This is a genomic window from Tessaracoccus flavescens (assembly GCF_001998865.1).
Lineage (GTDB): Bacteria > Actinomycetota > Actinomycetes > Propionibacteriales > Propionibacteriaceae > Arachnia > Arachnia flavescens.
In genome coordinates this window covers 2,161,265-2,175,623 of the sequence record NZ_CP019607.1, presented here as the reverse complement: position 1 = coordinate 2,175,623, position 14,359 = coordinate 2,161,265, and the positions used below count along the sequence as shown (strand labels likewise).

Below are 14,359 nucleotides of genomic sequence, written 5' to 3'. Positions count from 1 at the left end.
GTTCTCACGCCCCGACGGGTAGCGTCGACACATGAGAGCTCTGAGAATCGCCACCCTCACCGCGCTCGCCGGGCTCGCCGCGGCCTGCTCGTCGCCGGGGGAGACCCCCACCGCGCCCTCCGGAACGCCCGCGCAGAGCACACCTGTCGCGAACCCGCAGGCCTCGAGCGACCCGTCGGTCGCGTCCACGAGCCCGGCCCCGAGCGCGGAGGCCACGAGCGCGGCCCCGAGCCCCACCCCCACCTCGCACACCTTCACGGTCGCCGAGCACGAGACGTTCGACGAGCCGTGGGCCATGACGTTCCTGCCCGGCACGGACGTGCTCGCCGTCACCGAGCGCGGCGGCGCCCTCAAGCTCCGCGATGCCAGCGGGGTGCGGGAGGTCAGCGGGGTCCCGGAGGTCACCGTCACGCAACAGGGCGGCCTCGGCGACATCATCGCAGGCCCCACCTTCGAGCAGGACGGCACCGTCTACCTCAGCTGGGTCGAGTCCGGGGAGGGCGGAACCGGCGCAGTCGTCGGCACCGCGAAACTCGACGTCGACGGCGCGGCGCTGAGTGACGTGACGAAGATCTGGGAGCAGAGCCCGAAGATCGACGGCGGCGGCCACTACTCGCACCGCCTCGCCATCCAGGGCGAGTACCTGTTCGTCAGCTCGGGCGACCGGCGCCAGTTCACGCCTGCCCAGGAGATCGACTCGACCCTCGGCAAGATCCTCCGCCTGACCCTCGACGGCCAGCCCGCCGCCGACAACCCCTTCCAGGAGGACGCGCCGATCGCACAGCAGTTCTGGAGCATCGGACACCGCAACCCGCTCGGCCTCGCCTTCGATGCCGACGGGCGGCTCTGGTCGAGCGAGATGGGTCCGAAGGGCGGCGATGAGGTCAACCTCATCAGGCCCGGCCTCAACTACGGCTGGCCCGAGGCCTCGAACGGCTCGAACTATGACGGCTCCGACATCCCCGACCACACAGGAGGCGACGGCTTCGAGCCGCCGAAGGTGTCGTGGAACCCCAGCGTCTCGCCCGGCTCGCTGATGATCTACCAGGGTGACCTGTTCCCCGCCTGGAAGGGCGACGCGTTCATCGGAGCCCTTTCAGGGGAGGCCCTCATCCGGGTCAACCTCGCGGGCGACACAGCCGCCCTCGCGGACACGTGGCCGATGGACGCGCGGATCCGCGAGGTCGAGGAGGGACCCGACGGAGCGATCTGGCTGCTGCGCGACGGCGACTCCGCTGCCCTGCTGGAGCTTCGCCCCGAATGATCCCCCTGGGCTGGGTGCTGAAGACGATCGCCACCTCCTCGGGGGTCAACGCCGTCGCGCACCTCGGGGACCGGCTGATCGTCGCCGGGTCGTTCGGCACCGTCGACATCTACTCCCCCGACGGCGCGTCCCTGCACCGCTACCCCGGACGCAGCATCGTCACGGGGGTCGCAGGCAGTGGTGACTCGCTGGTGGTCGGCTCCAGCGACGGCGAGGTCAACCACTGGGCACCAGCCCCGGGAAGGCTCGTGCTGCAGACCGACTCCGGCACACCGCACTTCGACGTGCCCCGCAGCGACGTCGGCCTCCTGATCGGGACCGCGGAGGGTGCCGTCGTGATGAGCCGCGAGAGGGGACGGGTGGGTGCCACGTCCCATCGACCCCGCCCCTGACGGCACCAGCTACAACCCCTACCACGCGATCAGCGCCGACGGTTCGACGCTGGTCAACCAGAGCGAGGGCGGCCAGCTCGTCACTCTCGCCTTCGACGGCGAGGGCTACCGGGTGGCGCACGCCCAGCCCCTCCCCACCGGACTGATCGACCTGCAGATGTCACCGGACGACACGCTGCTCACCCTCGGCTACCGCAACAAGGCCGACTTCAAACTCTTCCGCGCCGATGATCGCGGTTGGTCGAAGGTGGCCACCCTCGACGGCTGGCCGAGTTCGGCGGCCTTCAGCGCGGACAGCTCGCTGTTCGTCGGGATGACGCTCGACGGCAAGGGCTTCAACGTGTGGAGGGTGAGCGGCGACGGTGCGACCCGGCTGGCCGAACGCAGGACGACGGACGCAGCGGTGCCGATCCGCTTCGCCTTCGCTCCGGACGGCACGCTCGCGCTGGGCAACGACGAGGGTGAGGTCACCCTCTACGACATGTCCGACCCGGCGGCGCCCCACGCCTCCTTCCTGCTCGGAGATGCCCGCGCCTCCCTCTCCCAGCTGCAGTTCGACGACGCCGGAGAGCAGCTGATCGCCGCCTCACGCGCGGGGACGGTGTGGGTGTGGAGCCGGGAGGGCAAGGGCTGGTCGCTGTACCTGACGCTGCGGCCCGGCCAGGACAACGTGATGGGCGTCGAGGCCTACGAGGGCGAGATCGTGATGTCGATGGACGACGGACGCACCGTCGCCTGGGAGGACGACCCGGCAACGGCCCGCGACGCCATGTGCGCAACCTTCGGCGACCCGCTGACCGATCAGGAATGGGAGCGCCTCGTGCCCGGCGTCGAGTTCATCGACGGCTGCGACTAGGGCTGCAGCCGCTCGTTGCGCCAGCCGTGTTCGGTCAGCCTGCACACGATCCTGTCGTGCAGGCGGCCGGGGAGGCCCTGCCAGAACTCGAACGTGTCCACGTCGATCACATAACCGCCCCACGACGGACGGCAGGGCACCTGAGCGCCCTTGAACCGTTCCTGCGCGGCGCCGACGGCGTCGCGAAGGTCGGCACGGCGACGCAGCGGCTCGGACTGCCTCGATGCCCACGCCTCGAGCTGGCTCGCCCTCGGCCGTTTCGCGAAGTATGCCTCCGACTCGGGCCGAGGGAGCCGGCTCACCGGCCCGACGGCCCTGACCTGGCGCATGGTGCCCGGCCACCAGAAGGACGCGGCGGCCACGGGGTTGGCAGTCAGGTCGCGTCCCTTGTGGGAGTCGTAGTCGGAGAAGAAGACCAGCCCCCGCGGCGAGTACTCCTTGAGCAGCACGATCCGCGACGACGGGCGCAGGTCGCCGCCGATGGTCGCCAGCGTCATGGCCGTCGCCTCGGGTTCGCCTGCCTGGACGGCCTGGCTCACCCAGGCCGCGAAGAAGCGCCACGGATCGATCGCCATCGGGTCGCCTGGGAGCGGGTCGCCCGCGTAGTCGCGCCGGATGTCATGGAGGGAACCCATTGGCCCATCAAACCACCGGTTCGCCCGCGCGGGGCAGCGGGGCGCGGTAACTTCGCACCAACAAGGAGGAACACCCATGAGCTACGAGATCGTCATCTTCGACGCGAAGGCCGCCCCCGCCGACGACGACGCGTTCGTCGGGTGGTACACGAGGCAGACCACGCCGTCGGACGACCCCGACGTCGGGACCGTCGCGATGCGCAACTGGTACTCCGACTTCTCCTCGGACTTCCCGGCGGCGAACGGTCCCTATGCGGACGCACATGACGGGAACACCTGTTACGAGTTCGGCCCGACCATCACGAGGGCGACGGTCCCGGTCGAGCTGGGCAAGCCGACAGTGCGCGCTCCCTCGCAGGCAAGGACTCCGTCGGCTTCTTCAATCCCAACGCAGACGAGCTGCGCCTGTTCTTCCCGTGAGCCTCAGGCGCCGAGCTCGCGGTTGATCGCGCGCACCGTCTGGGTGGCCGTGTACAGGTCGGCGCCGGTCATCTCGCGGTAGCGGCGGATGGCCTCGACCTCTCCGCCCGTCTGCAGGGCCAGGATCACCTCGTCACGTTCGAGATAGGTCATCGGACGTGGCGGCGCGCTGACCTGCGGCGGCGGCTGCTGACGCCGGTGCAGGTTGGGGTAGACCACCCAGATCCAGATGGCGGCCGCGGGCACCAGGAACCACAGCCTTCCGTCGGCGATGCCGGAGACGAAAATGGCGACGAGCAGGATCCACCACTGCGCGTACCAAGGCTTGGCGAAGTGACCGCTGTTCTCGTCGACCTCGCTCGAGGCGGGCTGACCGTAGTAGGGGGCGGGCTCGCTGCCCATCCCGAGGCTGCTGTCCTGCAGCCCGTACGGATCGTCGTAAGGCCCCGAGGAGGTCGAGTACGGCGAGGCTCCATAGGTCGGAGGCTGACCCGGTTCGTAGCGGGTGTCTCCGCCCGGCAGGTCGACGAACAGGCCGCGCAGATCGGAGCCGGTGCGCGCCTCGAGGGCCTTGCCCATCCGGTCGTTGAACTCCTCGGTGCTGAGCCGGCCGGCCGCGTGATGCTCCTGCAGCCTGGAGACGGCGCGCTCCCGCTCAGCGTCTCCGATGCGCATGTTGTCGTCGCCAGCCATGGACCAAGCCTACCCAAAGACCCGCCGAGGGCATCAGGCGAGGTGTACTGACGCACCCGTGCCCGGCATGGCGGCGGATCGGAGAAGCGGCTCGGCACGCGAAAGGGCCGCAGGGGGTGTCCCCTGCGGCCCGCGTGACGCTCTGCGTCAGACCATCTTGATGGTGTCGCCCACCTTGTCGAAGGTCACCGTCTGACCCTCGTGCACCTCGCCTGCCAGCATCGCGCGGGCGAGCTGGTCCTCGATGGTGTTCTGCACGAGGCGGCGCAGCGGTCGCGCACCGTAGACGGGGTCGAAGCCGACCTCAGCCAGCCACTTCTTGGCGGCCTCGGTCACGACGAGCGTGATCCGGCGGTCGGCGAGTCGGCGGTTGAGCTTGTCGATCTGGATCTCAACGATCTTGCCGAGATCCTCCGGGGAGAGCGGCTCGAACAGCACGATGTCGTCGAGCCGGTTGAGGAACTCGGGCCGGAACGCCTGGCGCACCACCGCCATGACGGAGTCCTTCTTGCTCTGCGCGTCGAGCAGCGGATCGGCCAAGAACTGGCTTCCGAGGTTCGACGTCAGGATCAGCAGGGTGTTGCGGAAGTCGACCGTGCGGCCCTGGCCGTCGGTCAGCCGTCCGTCGTCGAGCACCTGGAGCAGGATGTTGAACAGGTCCGGGTGCGCCTTCTCGACCTCGTCGAGCAGGATCACCGAGTACGGACGGCGCCGCACGGCCTCCGTGAGCTGGCCGCCCTCCTCGTAGCCGACGTAGCCGGGAGGCGCACCGACGAGCCGGGCGACGGAGTGCTTCTCCGAGTACTCGCTCATGTCGATGCGGATCAGCGCGGTCTCGTCGTCGAAGAGGAAGTCGGCGAGCGCCTTCGCGAGCTCGGTCTTGCCGACGCCGGTCGGGCCGAGGAAGAGGAACGAGCCGATCGGACGGTTCGGGTCGGAGATCCCCGCACGGCTGCGCCGCACGGCGTCGGAGACGGCCTTGACCGCCTCGCGCTGACCGACCAGGCGGGCGCCGATGCGCTCCTCCATGTCGAGCAGCTTCTCGGACTCGCCCTGCAGCAGGCGTCCGACGGGCACGCCCGTCCAGGCCGAGACGACCTCGGCGATGTCGCTCGCTCCGACCTCCTCAGAGACCATGGAGGGGGCGTTGTCGGTCTGCTCGGCTTCGGCGATCTCCGCCTCGACCTTCGGAATGTCGCCGTAGAGGATCGTCGAGGCGCGCGTCAGGTCGCCCTCGCGCTGGGCCTTCTCGGCCTCGCCGCGCAGCTCGTCCATCTTCTTCTTGAGGTCGCCGACCCGGTTCAGGGCCGACTTCTCGGCCTCCCAGCGCGACTCCAAGCCGCGCAGCTTCTCCTCGTTGTCCGCCAACTCGGAGGTGAGATGGGCGAGCCGCTCGCGCGACGCGTCGTCGGTCTCCTTCTCGAGGGCGAACTTCTCCATCGTCTGCCTGTCCACCTCGCGGCGCAACATGTCGATGGCCTCCGGGGAGGAGTCGATCTCCATCCGCAGCCGCGACGCTGCCTCGTCGACCAGGTCGATCGCCTTGTCCGGCAGCTGACGGTTCGTGATGTAACGGTTCGAGAGCGTCGCCGCGGCGACGAGCGCCGAGTCGGTGATGCGCGCCTTGTGGTGCGCCTCGTAGCGCTCGCGCAGGCCGCGGAGGATCGCGACGGTGTCTTCAACGCTCGGCTCGCCGATGAAGACCGGCTGGAAGCGGCGCTCGAGCGCCGGGTCCTTCTCGATCCGCTCGCGGTACTCGTCGAGCGTGGTGGCGCCGATCAAGCGCAGCTCGCCTCGGGCGAGCATCGGCTTGAGCATGTTGCCCGCGTCCATCGCCCCCTCGCCGGAGGCGCCCGCCCCGACGACCGTGTGCAGCTCATCGATGAAGGTGATCACCTCTCCGGCGGATTCCTTGATCTCGTTCAGGACGGCCTTGAGCCGCTCCTCGAACTCGCCGCGGTACTTCGCGCCTGCGACCATCGAGGCGAGGTCGAGCGCGATGAGGCGGCGGTTCTTCAGCGAGTCGGGCACGTCGCCCGCGACGAGGCGCTGGGCGAGGCCCTCGACGACTGCCGTCTTGCCGACGCCAGGCTCGCCGATCAGCACGGGGTTGTTCTTGGTGCGGCGGGCCAGCACCTGGATCACGCGCCGGATCTCGGAGTCGCGGCCGATCACGGGGTCGAGCTTGCCCTCGCGGGCGGCCTCCGTCAGGTCCACGGAGTACTTCTCGAGCGCGGACTCGCCGCCCTCGGACTCGGCGGAGGTGACGCGCTTGCCTCCGCGGGAGGCCTCGAAGGCCTCCTTCAGCCGCTCCGGATCGACGCCGTTCTTGGCCAGGATCTTCTGCGCCTCGGACTGCACCTGGGCCAGCGCGATGAGCAGGTGCTCCGTCGCGACGAAGCTGTCACCGAGCTCGTCGGCGAGCGTCTCCGCCTGGGCGAGCACCCGGGCGAGCGAGCCGCTGATCGCGGGCTGGCTCACCGACGATCCGCTCGTCGTAGGGAGCTTGTCGATGGCGAGCACGGCCGCATTGTCGACGACGGCCGGGTCTGCGCCGACCTTTGTCAGCAGCGCGCCGACGGTGTTGTCCGGCGTCAGCAGAAGGCCGTGGAGCAGGTGCTCGGGTTCGGTGTTGGGGTTGCCCTTCGTCAGGGCCTGGCGTATGGCCGCCGTGAGGGCGTCGCGCGACTTGGTCGTCAGCCTTTCAGTGTTCATGGTGTTCTACGTCTTTCTCGATCAGGATCCGTTTGTAAAATTGAGTCTACCTAACTCAACCTCATTCGAGCCTGGATATTCCCCGTTCAGGGCACCGCCGACCCACTTCACACGGTAGATGCACGAGGCGTCGCCGGGGCCGTTTCCGGCCACTGGACGCAGCCGATTCGCGACCCTGTACGCCCTTGAGCCGTCAGCGGCCCGGCGCAGGGGTGAAAGGGCGGGGGGATCGACCAGGCGCAGCTGGATGGCGCGGATCAGGATCTGGGTGCGGGAGGTGACGCCCAGCTTGTCTCCCACGTGCGAGAGGTACTGCTTCACCGACCCCTCCGAGAGCCCCATGTTCCTGCCGATCTGGCGGTTCGTGAGCGCGTGGGTCAGCCACTGAACCAGTTCCTTCTCGCGGCGGGGTGAGGTTCACCTCGGGCGTCGGCGGGACCCGACGGCCGCTTCAGCGCGGGCGAGGTCGGCGACCACTGAGGTCGTCGAGGCCCAGCTTCCGGCGCACGCGATTTCCCGTTTCTCCGGCGGGCACGACGACCGCGTGTCAGGCTGGACTGTCCGTCCCTGCGCGGGACGCACCGGAGGGAGAAACCATGATCACCCTGAGCCGTCGTCACCTGATCGGCATGGGCGCTGGGGCACTCGCTGCATCGGCCGTTGTCGGAGCGCTGCCTGCCAGTGCGGGCGTCAAGGGATACGTCCAGTCGACGATCGCGCGGATGAGCCTGCCGGAGAAGGTCGGTCAGCTGATGGTGCAGGAGGTGTACGGGGTCGACCCGACGGTCGACGACTCGCGCAACCTGAGCAAGTACGGCACGGCCAAGGGAGTCGACGTCGTCCGTGACCTCCATCTGGGCGGGGTCATCTACTTCGCATGGACCAACACCTACGACAACGGGCCAGACGGCGTCGCCGCGGCGAGCAACGCACTGCAGGAGGCGTCGCTCGAGACCCGACCGAAGGGAAGGCCGGATCGACCGGTCGGCACGAAGGTGGCCGTCCCGCTGCTGATCGCCACCGACCAGGAGCAGGGCATCGTCACCCGCTTCGGTCCACCCGCGACCCAGTTCCCGGGGTCCATGGCGCTCGGCGCGGGCCGCTCGACGAAGGACGCGCGCACCGCCGCGGCGATCACAGGCAAGGAGTTGCGCGCCGTCGGCATCAACGTCGACTTCGCCCCCGACGCCGACGTCAACGTCAACCCGGACAACCCGGTGATCGGCGTCCGGTCGTTCAGCTCGCGACCCGATCTCGTGGCCGACATGGTGGCGGCCCAGGTCGTCGGCTACCAGATCGACGGAAAGGTCTGCGCCTCGGCCAAGCACTTCCCGGGCCACGGCGACACGGCGACCGACTCGCACTACGGGCTGCCGGAGATCACCCACACGCCCGAGGAATGGAAGGCGCTCGACGCGCCGCCGTTCGAGGCGGCCATCCGGGCGGGTGTCGACATGATCATGACGGCGCACCTGCTCGTCCCAGCCCTTGATCCCTCCGGCGATCCGGCGAGCGTGAGCAGGCCGATCCTCACCGGAGTGCTGCGCGACCAGCTCGGCTTCGACGGTGTCATCGTCACCGACGCGCTCGACATGGCGGGCGTCAGGCAGAAGTACGGCGACGCGGAGGTGGCTGTGCGCGCGATGGAGGCGGGCGTCGACCTGCTGCTGATGTCGCCCGCCCCGCTCGCCGCGCGCGACGCCGTCCTCGAGGCGGTGCGCACGGGCCGGCTCACCGAGGCGCAGCTCGACGAGAAGGTCGCGCGCGTGCTGACCATGAAGTACCGCCGCGGCATCGTGGAGCGGCCGCTGTGCGAGCCTGCGCTGGTCGACCGGATCGTCGGGATCCCCCAACACCTCGAGGCGGCCGACGAGGTCACCGACCGCACGGTCACCCTGGTCAGCAACGACGGGACCCTCCCGGTGGACGTGACGGACAGACGGGTACTCGTCTGCGGCTGGGGCGCGACCACCACCACCGCCGTCGCGGATGCCCTTGCGCGGCTCGGGGCGACGACGACGAGGCAGACCTCGAACGCCCCCACCGCCGCGCAGATCACCGCTGCGGTGACCGCGGCGAGGAGCAGCGACCTCGTGGTCGTGCTAACCAACAACGTGGCCACCTCCGCGTCGCAGGTCAACCTCGTCAAGGCCCTCACCGGCTCGGGGACCCCCGTGGTGACGGTCGCGGTGCGCAACCCGTACGACGTCGCCTACTACGAGGCGAACGCAGAGCTGTGCACCTACTCGTACTCACCTGTGATCGCCGGCGCGGTCGCGCGGGTGATCACCGGCCGGGTGAACCCGCAGGGCCGGCTCCCGGTCGACGTGCCGAAGCCCGGCGGGGGTGTGTACCTGTCCTTCGGGGACGGCCTCAGCTACTGACCCTCCCAGCGGGGCCCGTGCCGATGCCCCGGAGGGCGGGAGTTGTCGCACGGGTGTGGCAGGCTCTGCCCCATGGCCAAGCGTGAGCGCCCCGAGGTGCCGGAGCAGATGGTGGAGCGGGTGCGCGCCATCACCGACACGCTGCCCGAGGTCTACGAGGAGGACGCCTGGGTCGGTCTGCGCTGGAGGGTCGGCGGCGCCACCGTCGCGCACCTCTTCGGCGGGGAGGATCAGCAGTTCCGGATCGTCCTGCACGGTCAGAGCGGCGACGTCGCCGCGTTCGAACACCTCGGCCATCCCTACTTCCGCGCCGGATGGGGAGCAGACGTGATCGGCCTGATCCTTGACGACTCCACCGATTGGGAGGAGGTCCGCGAGTTGGTCATCGAGTCGTTCTGCGTGCTCGCCCCCAAGCGCCTCGTGGACCAGGCTGGCCTGCCTCCGCAGCCCGATGTGGGCACCTCGACTGCCCCCTGACTCTCCCCCGCCGCGGGTGACGTGCCACCATGTAGACCATGCTGGCCCTCGCGAAGACGCGTCCCGGTCCGGGACTGGAGCTGATCGACATCCCGAAGCCCATCCCCGGCCCCACGGAGGTCCTGATCAGGGTCACCCGCACCGGCATCTGCGGCACTGACCTGCACATCGCCTCCTGGGACGGCTGGGCGTCCAAGACGGTGGCGACGCCACGGGTCCTCGGCCACGAGTTCTGCGGCCACATCGTCGAGATGGGCTCGTCGGTGACGGGCCTCGAGGTCGGGCAGTTCGTCTCCGGTGAGGGGCACTACGTGTGCGGACGCTGCCGCGCCTGCCTGGCAGGCAAACGGCACCTGTGTCGCAACACCCAGGGCATCGGCTACCACGTCGACGGCGCCTTCGCTCAGTACTTCGCGATGCCTGCCGTCAACGTGTGGGTGCACCCCTCAGACGCCGACCCGGACGTCGCCGCGATCTTCGACCCCTTCGGCAATGCGGTCCACGCCGCGCTGCAGTTTCCGGCCCTCGCCGAGGACGTGCTGGTCAGCGGCGCAGGGCCCATCGGCATCATGGCCGCGCTCGTGGCCCAGTTCCAGGGCGCCCGCAACGTGGTGATCACCGACCTGAGCGCCGAACGGCTCGAACTGGCGCGCTCGCTCGGCCTCTCGTCGACGGTCAACGTGGCGCAGGAACGGCTCGAGGACGTCTACGAGCGGTTCTCGATGAAGGAGGGCTTCGACATCGGGCTGGAGATGTCCGGCTCGGGCGCGGCGCTCACGTCGATGATCAACAACATGACCCACGGCGGGCGGATCGCTCTGCTCGGCACCCCCACGAAGGAACTGACGGTCGACTTCTCGACCATCATCTTCAACATGCTCACCATCCAGGGCGTCACGGGTAGGCAGATCTTCGAGACCTGGTACGCCATGAGTTCGCTGCTGCGCTCCGGCCTCGACATCTCCGGCGTGATCACGCACCGCTTCCCTGCCGCGGAGTTCGAGCAGGCGTTCGCCGTGGCCGGCGACGGCAGGTCCGGCAAGGTCATCATGTCCTGGGACTGAGCGTCCCCCGAAGCAACCGACAGGAGAAATCCCATGAACATCCTCGACCAGATCAACGCCGAGTTGGCCCAGCTGCGCGAGGAGGGCCTCTACAAGGAGGAGGCCCCGCTGACGACGGCGCAGGCCGCCCACGTCGGAACGCCCGAGGGTGAGGTGATCAACCTCTGCGCGAACAACTATCTCGGGCTCGCCGACTCGCCCGTCCTGATCGAGGCCGCGAAGGAGGCGCTCGACCGCTGGGGCTTCGGCATGGCCTCCGTGCGGTTCATCTGCGGGACCCAGACCCAGCACAAGGACCTCGAGGCTGCGCTGACGTCGTTCCTGCGGCCCGGTGCCGACGGGTTCGACACCATCCTCTACTCGTCGTGCTTCGACGCAAACGGCGGCCTGTTCGAGACGCTGCTCGGCCCCGAGGACGCGATCATCTCCGACGAGCTGAATCACGCGTCGATCATCGACGGGGTGCGGCTGTCGAAGGCGAAGCGCTTCCGCTACCGCAACCGCGACCTCGACGACCTGCGGGCCCAGCTCGAGGCGGCCGCCGGGGCGCGGCACACGCTGATCGCCACCGACGGCGTCTTCTCGATGGACGGCTACGTCGCCCCGCTCGACGAGATCTGCGCGCTCGCAGACGAGTACGGCGCCCTCGTCATGGTCGACGACTCCCACGCCGTGGGGTTCGTCGGCAAGACGGGCGCAGGCACGCCGGAGCTCTTCGGCGTCACCGACCGCGTCGACATCCTGACCGGGACCCTCGGCAAGGCGCTCGGCGGCGCCTCCGGCGGCTTCACCTGCGCGCGGGCCCCGATGGTCGAACTGCTGCGCCAGCGCTCGCGCCCGTACCTGTTCAGCAACTCGCTCGCCCCGTCGATCACGGCCACCTCGATGGCGGTGCTCGACCTGATCGCGAACCAGCCCGAGCTGCTCGACCGGCTGCGCGAGAACACCGCCTACGTCCGCCGCCGCATCGTCGAGGAGGGCTTCGAGGTGCCGGAGTCGGACCATCCGATCGTCCCGGTGATGCTCGGCGACGCCGTGCTGGCCGCCCGGATGGCCGACGCGATCCTGGCTCGCGGCGTCTACGTCCGCGCGTTCAGCTATCCGGTCGTGCCGAAGGGCAAGGCGCGGATCCGTACGCAGTTGTCGGCGGCACTGACGCGCGACGACCTCGACACGGCGATCGCCGCCTTCGTCGCGGCGAGGGACGAGGTTTCGGCCTAGGACGGTGCTGAATAACCCGCGCGTCGCGGGGTGCTGATCGGGGTGGGCTTGCGATCCTTGTTTCATGCAGGGTGAGGCTGATCGGCAGCGGGAGCTGTTGGACGTGGAGGCGTTGGCGGGACATCTGTTGGTGCCGGGGAGCGTGTTCGCGTTCCTGGCCGAGCACCGGTTGCGGTTGTTCCCGCCGGAGCTGTTCGCCGACCTGTTTCCCTCGGGGCGGGGTCGGCCCTCGATCCCGCCAGAGGTCATCGCCTCGGTGCTGGTGCTGCAGTCCTTGTACGGGCACTCTGACAGGGAAGCGGTCGAGGCGCTCACGTTCGACCTGCGCTGGAAGGCCGCGTGCGGGTACGCGGTCGACGGGGCCGGGTTCCACCCTTCGACGTTGACGTACTGGCGTAAGCGGCTGGCCGCCAGCGAACGTCCGGACCGGATCTTCGAGGCGGTCCGCGAGGTCGTCATGGCTACCGGTGTCCTGTCGGGCAAGACGCGGCGGGCGTTGGACTCCACGGTGCTCGACGACGCGGTCGCCCGGCAGGACACGGTCACCCAGCTGATCGCCTCGATCCGCCGGGTCGGCCGCGACGTGCCGGGCGCGCACGCACTGGTGGTCCAGGAGTGCACCCGGTTGGCCGAGGTCACCGGCGGTGACTACACGGTCGCTGGCAAGCCGCGGATCGCCTGGGAGGACGAGGCCGCCCGGACCGAGCTGGTGAGCGCACTGGTGGGCGACGCCCTGGCCCTGCTGGCCGCTCTCGACGCCGCCCACCACGACGAGCACGGCGACCCGGACGGCCTGGCGCTGCTGTCCGAGGCGGGTGGGAAACCGGCCGAGGCCCTCGCGCTGCTGGCGTTGGTCGCCGGGCAGGACGTCGAGCCGGCGGAGGGTTCCGACGGCACCGACGGGCGGTGGCGCATCGCCCGCAAGACCGCGCCGGACCGGATGATCTCCACCGTCGACCCCGATGCCCGGCACGCGCACAAGACCCGCGAACGGCGTCAGGACGGGTTCAAGGCCCATGTCGTCGTCGAGCCGGACACCGGGCTGATGACGATGGTGAAGCTGACGAAGACCAACGGGGCCGAGCACTCCGACGCCGCGGTGGGTGCCGACCTGGTCACCACCGACTCCACCCTCACCGCCACCCCTGACGCGCCGGTGCAGGTGCTCGGCGACTCCGCCTACGCCTCCGGTGACATGCTGGCCACGCTCGATGCCCGCAAGTGGGAACCGGTCCTCAAACCCTGGCCGCTGCGGCCGGCTGTCGAGGGCGGGTTCACCCTGGACGACTTCATCCACGACCCGGTCGCCGGGACGTTGACCTGCCCGGCCGGGCTCACCCGCGGCGTCAGTGCCAAGGGCAAGGTGACCTTCGGCGCCGCGTGCGCCGGCTGTCCGCTGCGGCAGCGGTGCACCACCGCCGAACGTGGCCGCAAGGTCACCCTGGGTGAGCACCACCAGCTCCAACGACAGCACCGCGAACGAGCCACCGACCCGGACTTCCAGGCCGTCTACCGACGGCACCGGCCGATGGTCGAACGCTCCATCGCCTGGCTCACGCGCGGAGCACGCCGCGTGCCCTACCGGGGCGTGGCCAAGAACGACGCCTGGCTGCACCACCGCGCCGCCGGTCTCAACCTGCGACGCCTCCTCAACCTCGGGCTCACCGTCCAGGACGGGACCTGGGCCATCGCCTGAGGGTGGGACCGGGGGCCGCTGGGCCCTTGCCACGCCGCCCCGATCGAGCGCAGGATGGCCTCAGGCGGGCGGAACGACCCCGACTGTCGCACCCCAGGGTGCTGACCTCACTGCCGCAAAGACGGCCTTGGCGGCGCTCCGCCCGCCCCCCTCACGCCATACCCGCCTCAGATCACACCTTGTTCAGCGCCCTCCTAGGGCGTGTCTCCCAATCGCGGGGGGTGACCCGCGATTCTGGCCGACACACACGCGTCACATTGGGGTCACGTTGGTGGCTGCCTGCAGCGCGGCGGTGAGGTAGCCCGCGGAAGCACCGACGCCCTTGTCCGCGACGTGGGCGGGCGTACCAGCTGCAACCACGGTCCCGCCGGCGTCGCCCGCACCGGGTCCAAGATCGATCACGTGATCGGCCACCGCGACAGCGCGCATGTCCAGCTCCGCGGCGACGACCGTGTTGCCCGCATCGAGCAGCGGTTCGTCCTGGCTAGGGTTCCTCGCAGCACAGTGAAATGTGACGAGGGATACAGCTGCTGCGCGTTGAT

14 protein-coding genes are annotated in these 14,359 nt (G+C 69.6%); 9 read left to right on the top strand and 5 right to left on the bottom strand.

The features are described 5' to 3' along the window. Positions 1-31: 31 nt before the first annotated feature. The 3 genes from BW733_RS10365 to BW733_RS10355 are packed head-to-tail and all read left to right on the top strand — an operon-like array spanning position 32 to position 2,512. A complete protein-coding gene (locus BW733_RS10365; RefSeq protein ID WP_077350277.1) occupies positions 32-1,264 on the top strand; it encodes a PQQ-dependent sugar dehydrogenase in 1,233 nt (410 codons plus the stop codon). Continuing rightward, the gene (locus BW733_RS10360) at positions 1,261-1,656 is read left to right on the top strand and encodes a hypothetical protein (RefSeq protein WP_077350275.1); all 396 of its coding nucleotides are present in this window, start codon (positions 1,261-1,263) and stop codon (positions 1,654-1,656) included. The genes BW733_RS10365 and BW733_RS10360 overlap by 4 nt, the downstream gene beginning before the upstream one ends. Next, on the top strand, positions 1,628-2,512 hold the full coding sequence (locus BW733_RS10355) for a WD40 repeat domain-containing protein (RefSeq protein WP_077350273.1): 885 nt from the start codon (positions 1,628-1,630) through the stop codon (positions 2,510-2,512). Before BW733_RS10360 ends, BW733_RS10355 begins: the two co-directional genes overlap by 29 nt. Here BW733_RS10355 and pdxH read toward each other — a convergent pair. After that, positions 2,509-3,147, bottom strand: coding sequence for a pyridoxamine 5'-phosphate oxidase (gene pdxH, locus BW733_RS10350; RefSeq protein WP_161490206.1), 639 nt, complete (start codon positions 3,145-3,147; stop codon positions 2,509-2,511). The genes BW733_RS10355 and pdxH overlap by 4 nt on opposite strands. A 76-nt stretch (positions 3,148-3,223) precedes the next feature. Here pdxH and BW733_RS10345 point away from each other — a divergent pair, with 76 nt between their 5' ends. Further along, complete coding sequence (locus BW733_RS10345) at positions 3,224-3,649, top strand: hypothetical protein (RefSeq protein WP_077350269.1); 426 nt, start codon at positions 3,224-3,226, stop codon at positions 3,647-3,649. Here the strand turns inward: BW733_RS10345 and BW733_RS19005 are convergent. The 3 genes from BW733_RS19005 to BW733_RS10330 all read right to left on the bottom strand — a co-directional run bounded on the left by BW733_RS19005 (position 3,571) and on the right by BW733_RS10330 (position 7,329). Further along, positions 3,571-4,260 carry a DUF1707 SHOCT-like domain-containing protein gene (locus tag BW733_RS19005; protein ID WP_077350267.1) on the bottom strand — a complete coding sequence of 230 codons (690 nt, stop codon included), beginning with the start codon at positions 4,258-4,260 and terminating at the stop codon, positions 3,571-3,573. The genes BW733_RS10345 and BW733_RS19005 overlap by 79 nt on opposite strands. 147 nt (positions 4,261-4,407) lie before the next feature. Next, positions 4,408-6,975: an ATP-dependent chaperone ClpB gene (clpB, locus tag BW733_RS10335; protein WP_077350265.1), complete on the bottom strand. Its 2,568-nt coding sequence runs from the start codon at positions 6,973-6,975 to the stop codon at positions 4,408-4,410. A gap of 21 nt (positions 6,976-6,996) precedes the next feature. Beyond that, positions 6,997-7,329, bottom strand: coding sequence for a LuxR C-terminal-related transcriptional regulator (locus tag BW733_RS10330; RefSeq protein WP_237268397.1), 333 nt, complete (start codon positions 7,327-7,329; stop codon positions 6,997-6,999). A 242-nt stretch (positions 7,330-7,571) separates the two neighbouring features. Between BW733_RS10330 and BW733_RS10325 the strand changes: the two genes are divergently transcribed. From BW733_RS10325 to BW733_RS10305, 5 genes are all read left to right on the top strand, one after another. After that, positions 7,572-9,359 (top strand): glycoside hydrolase family 3 protein, encoded by a 1,788-nt coding sequence (locus BW733_RS10325; protein ID WP_077350261.1) that lies wholly within the window; start codon positions 7,572-7,574, stop codon positions 9,357-9,359. A gap of 72 nt (positions 9,360-9,431) precedes the next feature. Further along, complete coding sequence (locus BW733_RS10320) at positions 9,432-9,836, top strand: MmcQ/YjbR family DNA-binding protein (protein WP_077350259.1); 405 nt, start codon at positions 9,432-9,434, stop codon at positions 9,834-9,836. Between the two features lie 38 nt (positions 9,837-9,874). Beyond that, positions 9,875-10,900: an L-threonine 3-dehydrogenase gene (gene tdh / locus BW733_RS10315; protein WP_077350257.1), complete on the top strand. Its 1,026-nt coding sequence runs from the start codon at positions 9,875-9,877 to the stop codon at positions 10,898-10,900. A gap of 33 nt (positions 10,901-10,933) precedes the next feature. Then, entirely contained in the window at positions 10,934-12,121 is a 1,188-nt protein-coding gene (locus BW733_RS10310) for a glycine C-acetyltransferase (protein ID WP_077350255.1), read from the top strand. Positions 12,122-12,185: 64 nt separating this feature from the next. Beyond that, positions 12,186-13,817 (top strand): IS1182 family transposase, encoded by a 1,632-nt coding sequence (locus tag BW733_RS10305; RefSeq protein ID WP_077348636.1) that lies wholly within the window; start codon positions 12,186-12,188, stop codon positions 13,815-13,817. A 252-nt stretch (positions 13,818-14,069) separates the two neighbouring features. Here the strand turns inward: BW733_RS10305 and BW733_RS10300 are convergent, their stop codons facing one another. After that, on the bottom strand, positions 14,070-14,246 hold the full coding sequence (locus BW733_RS10300; RefSeq protein ID WP_202970173.1) for a hypothetical protein: 177 nt from the start codon (positions 14,244-14,246) through the stop codon (positions 14,070-14,072). Positions 14,247-14,359: the final 113 nt, after the last annotated feature.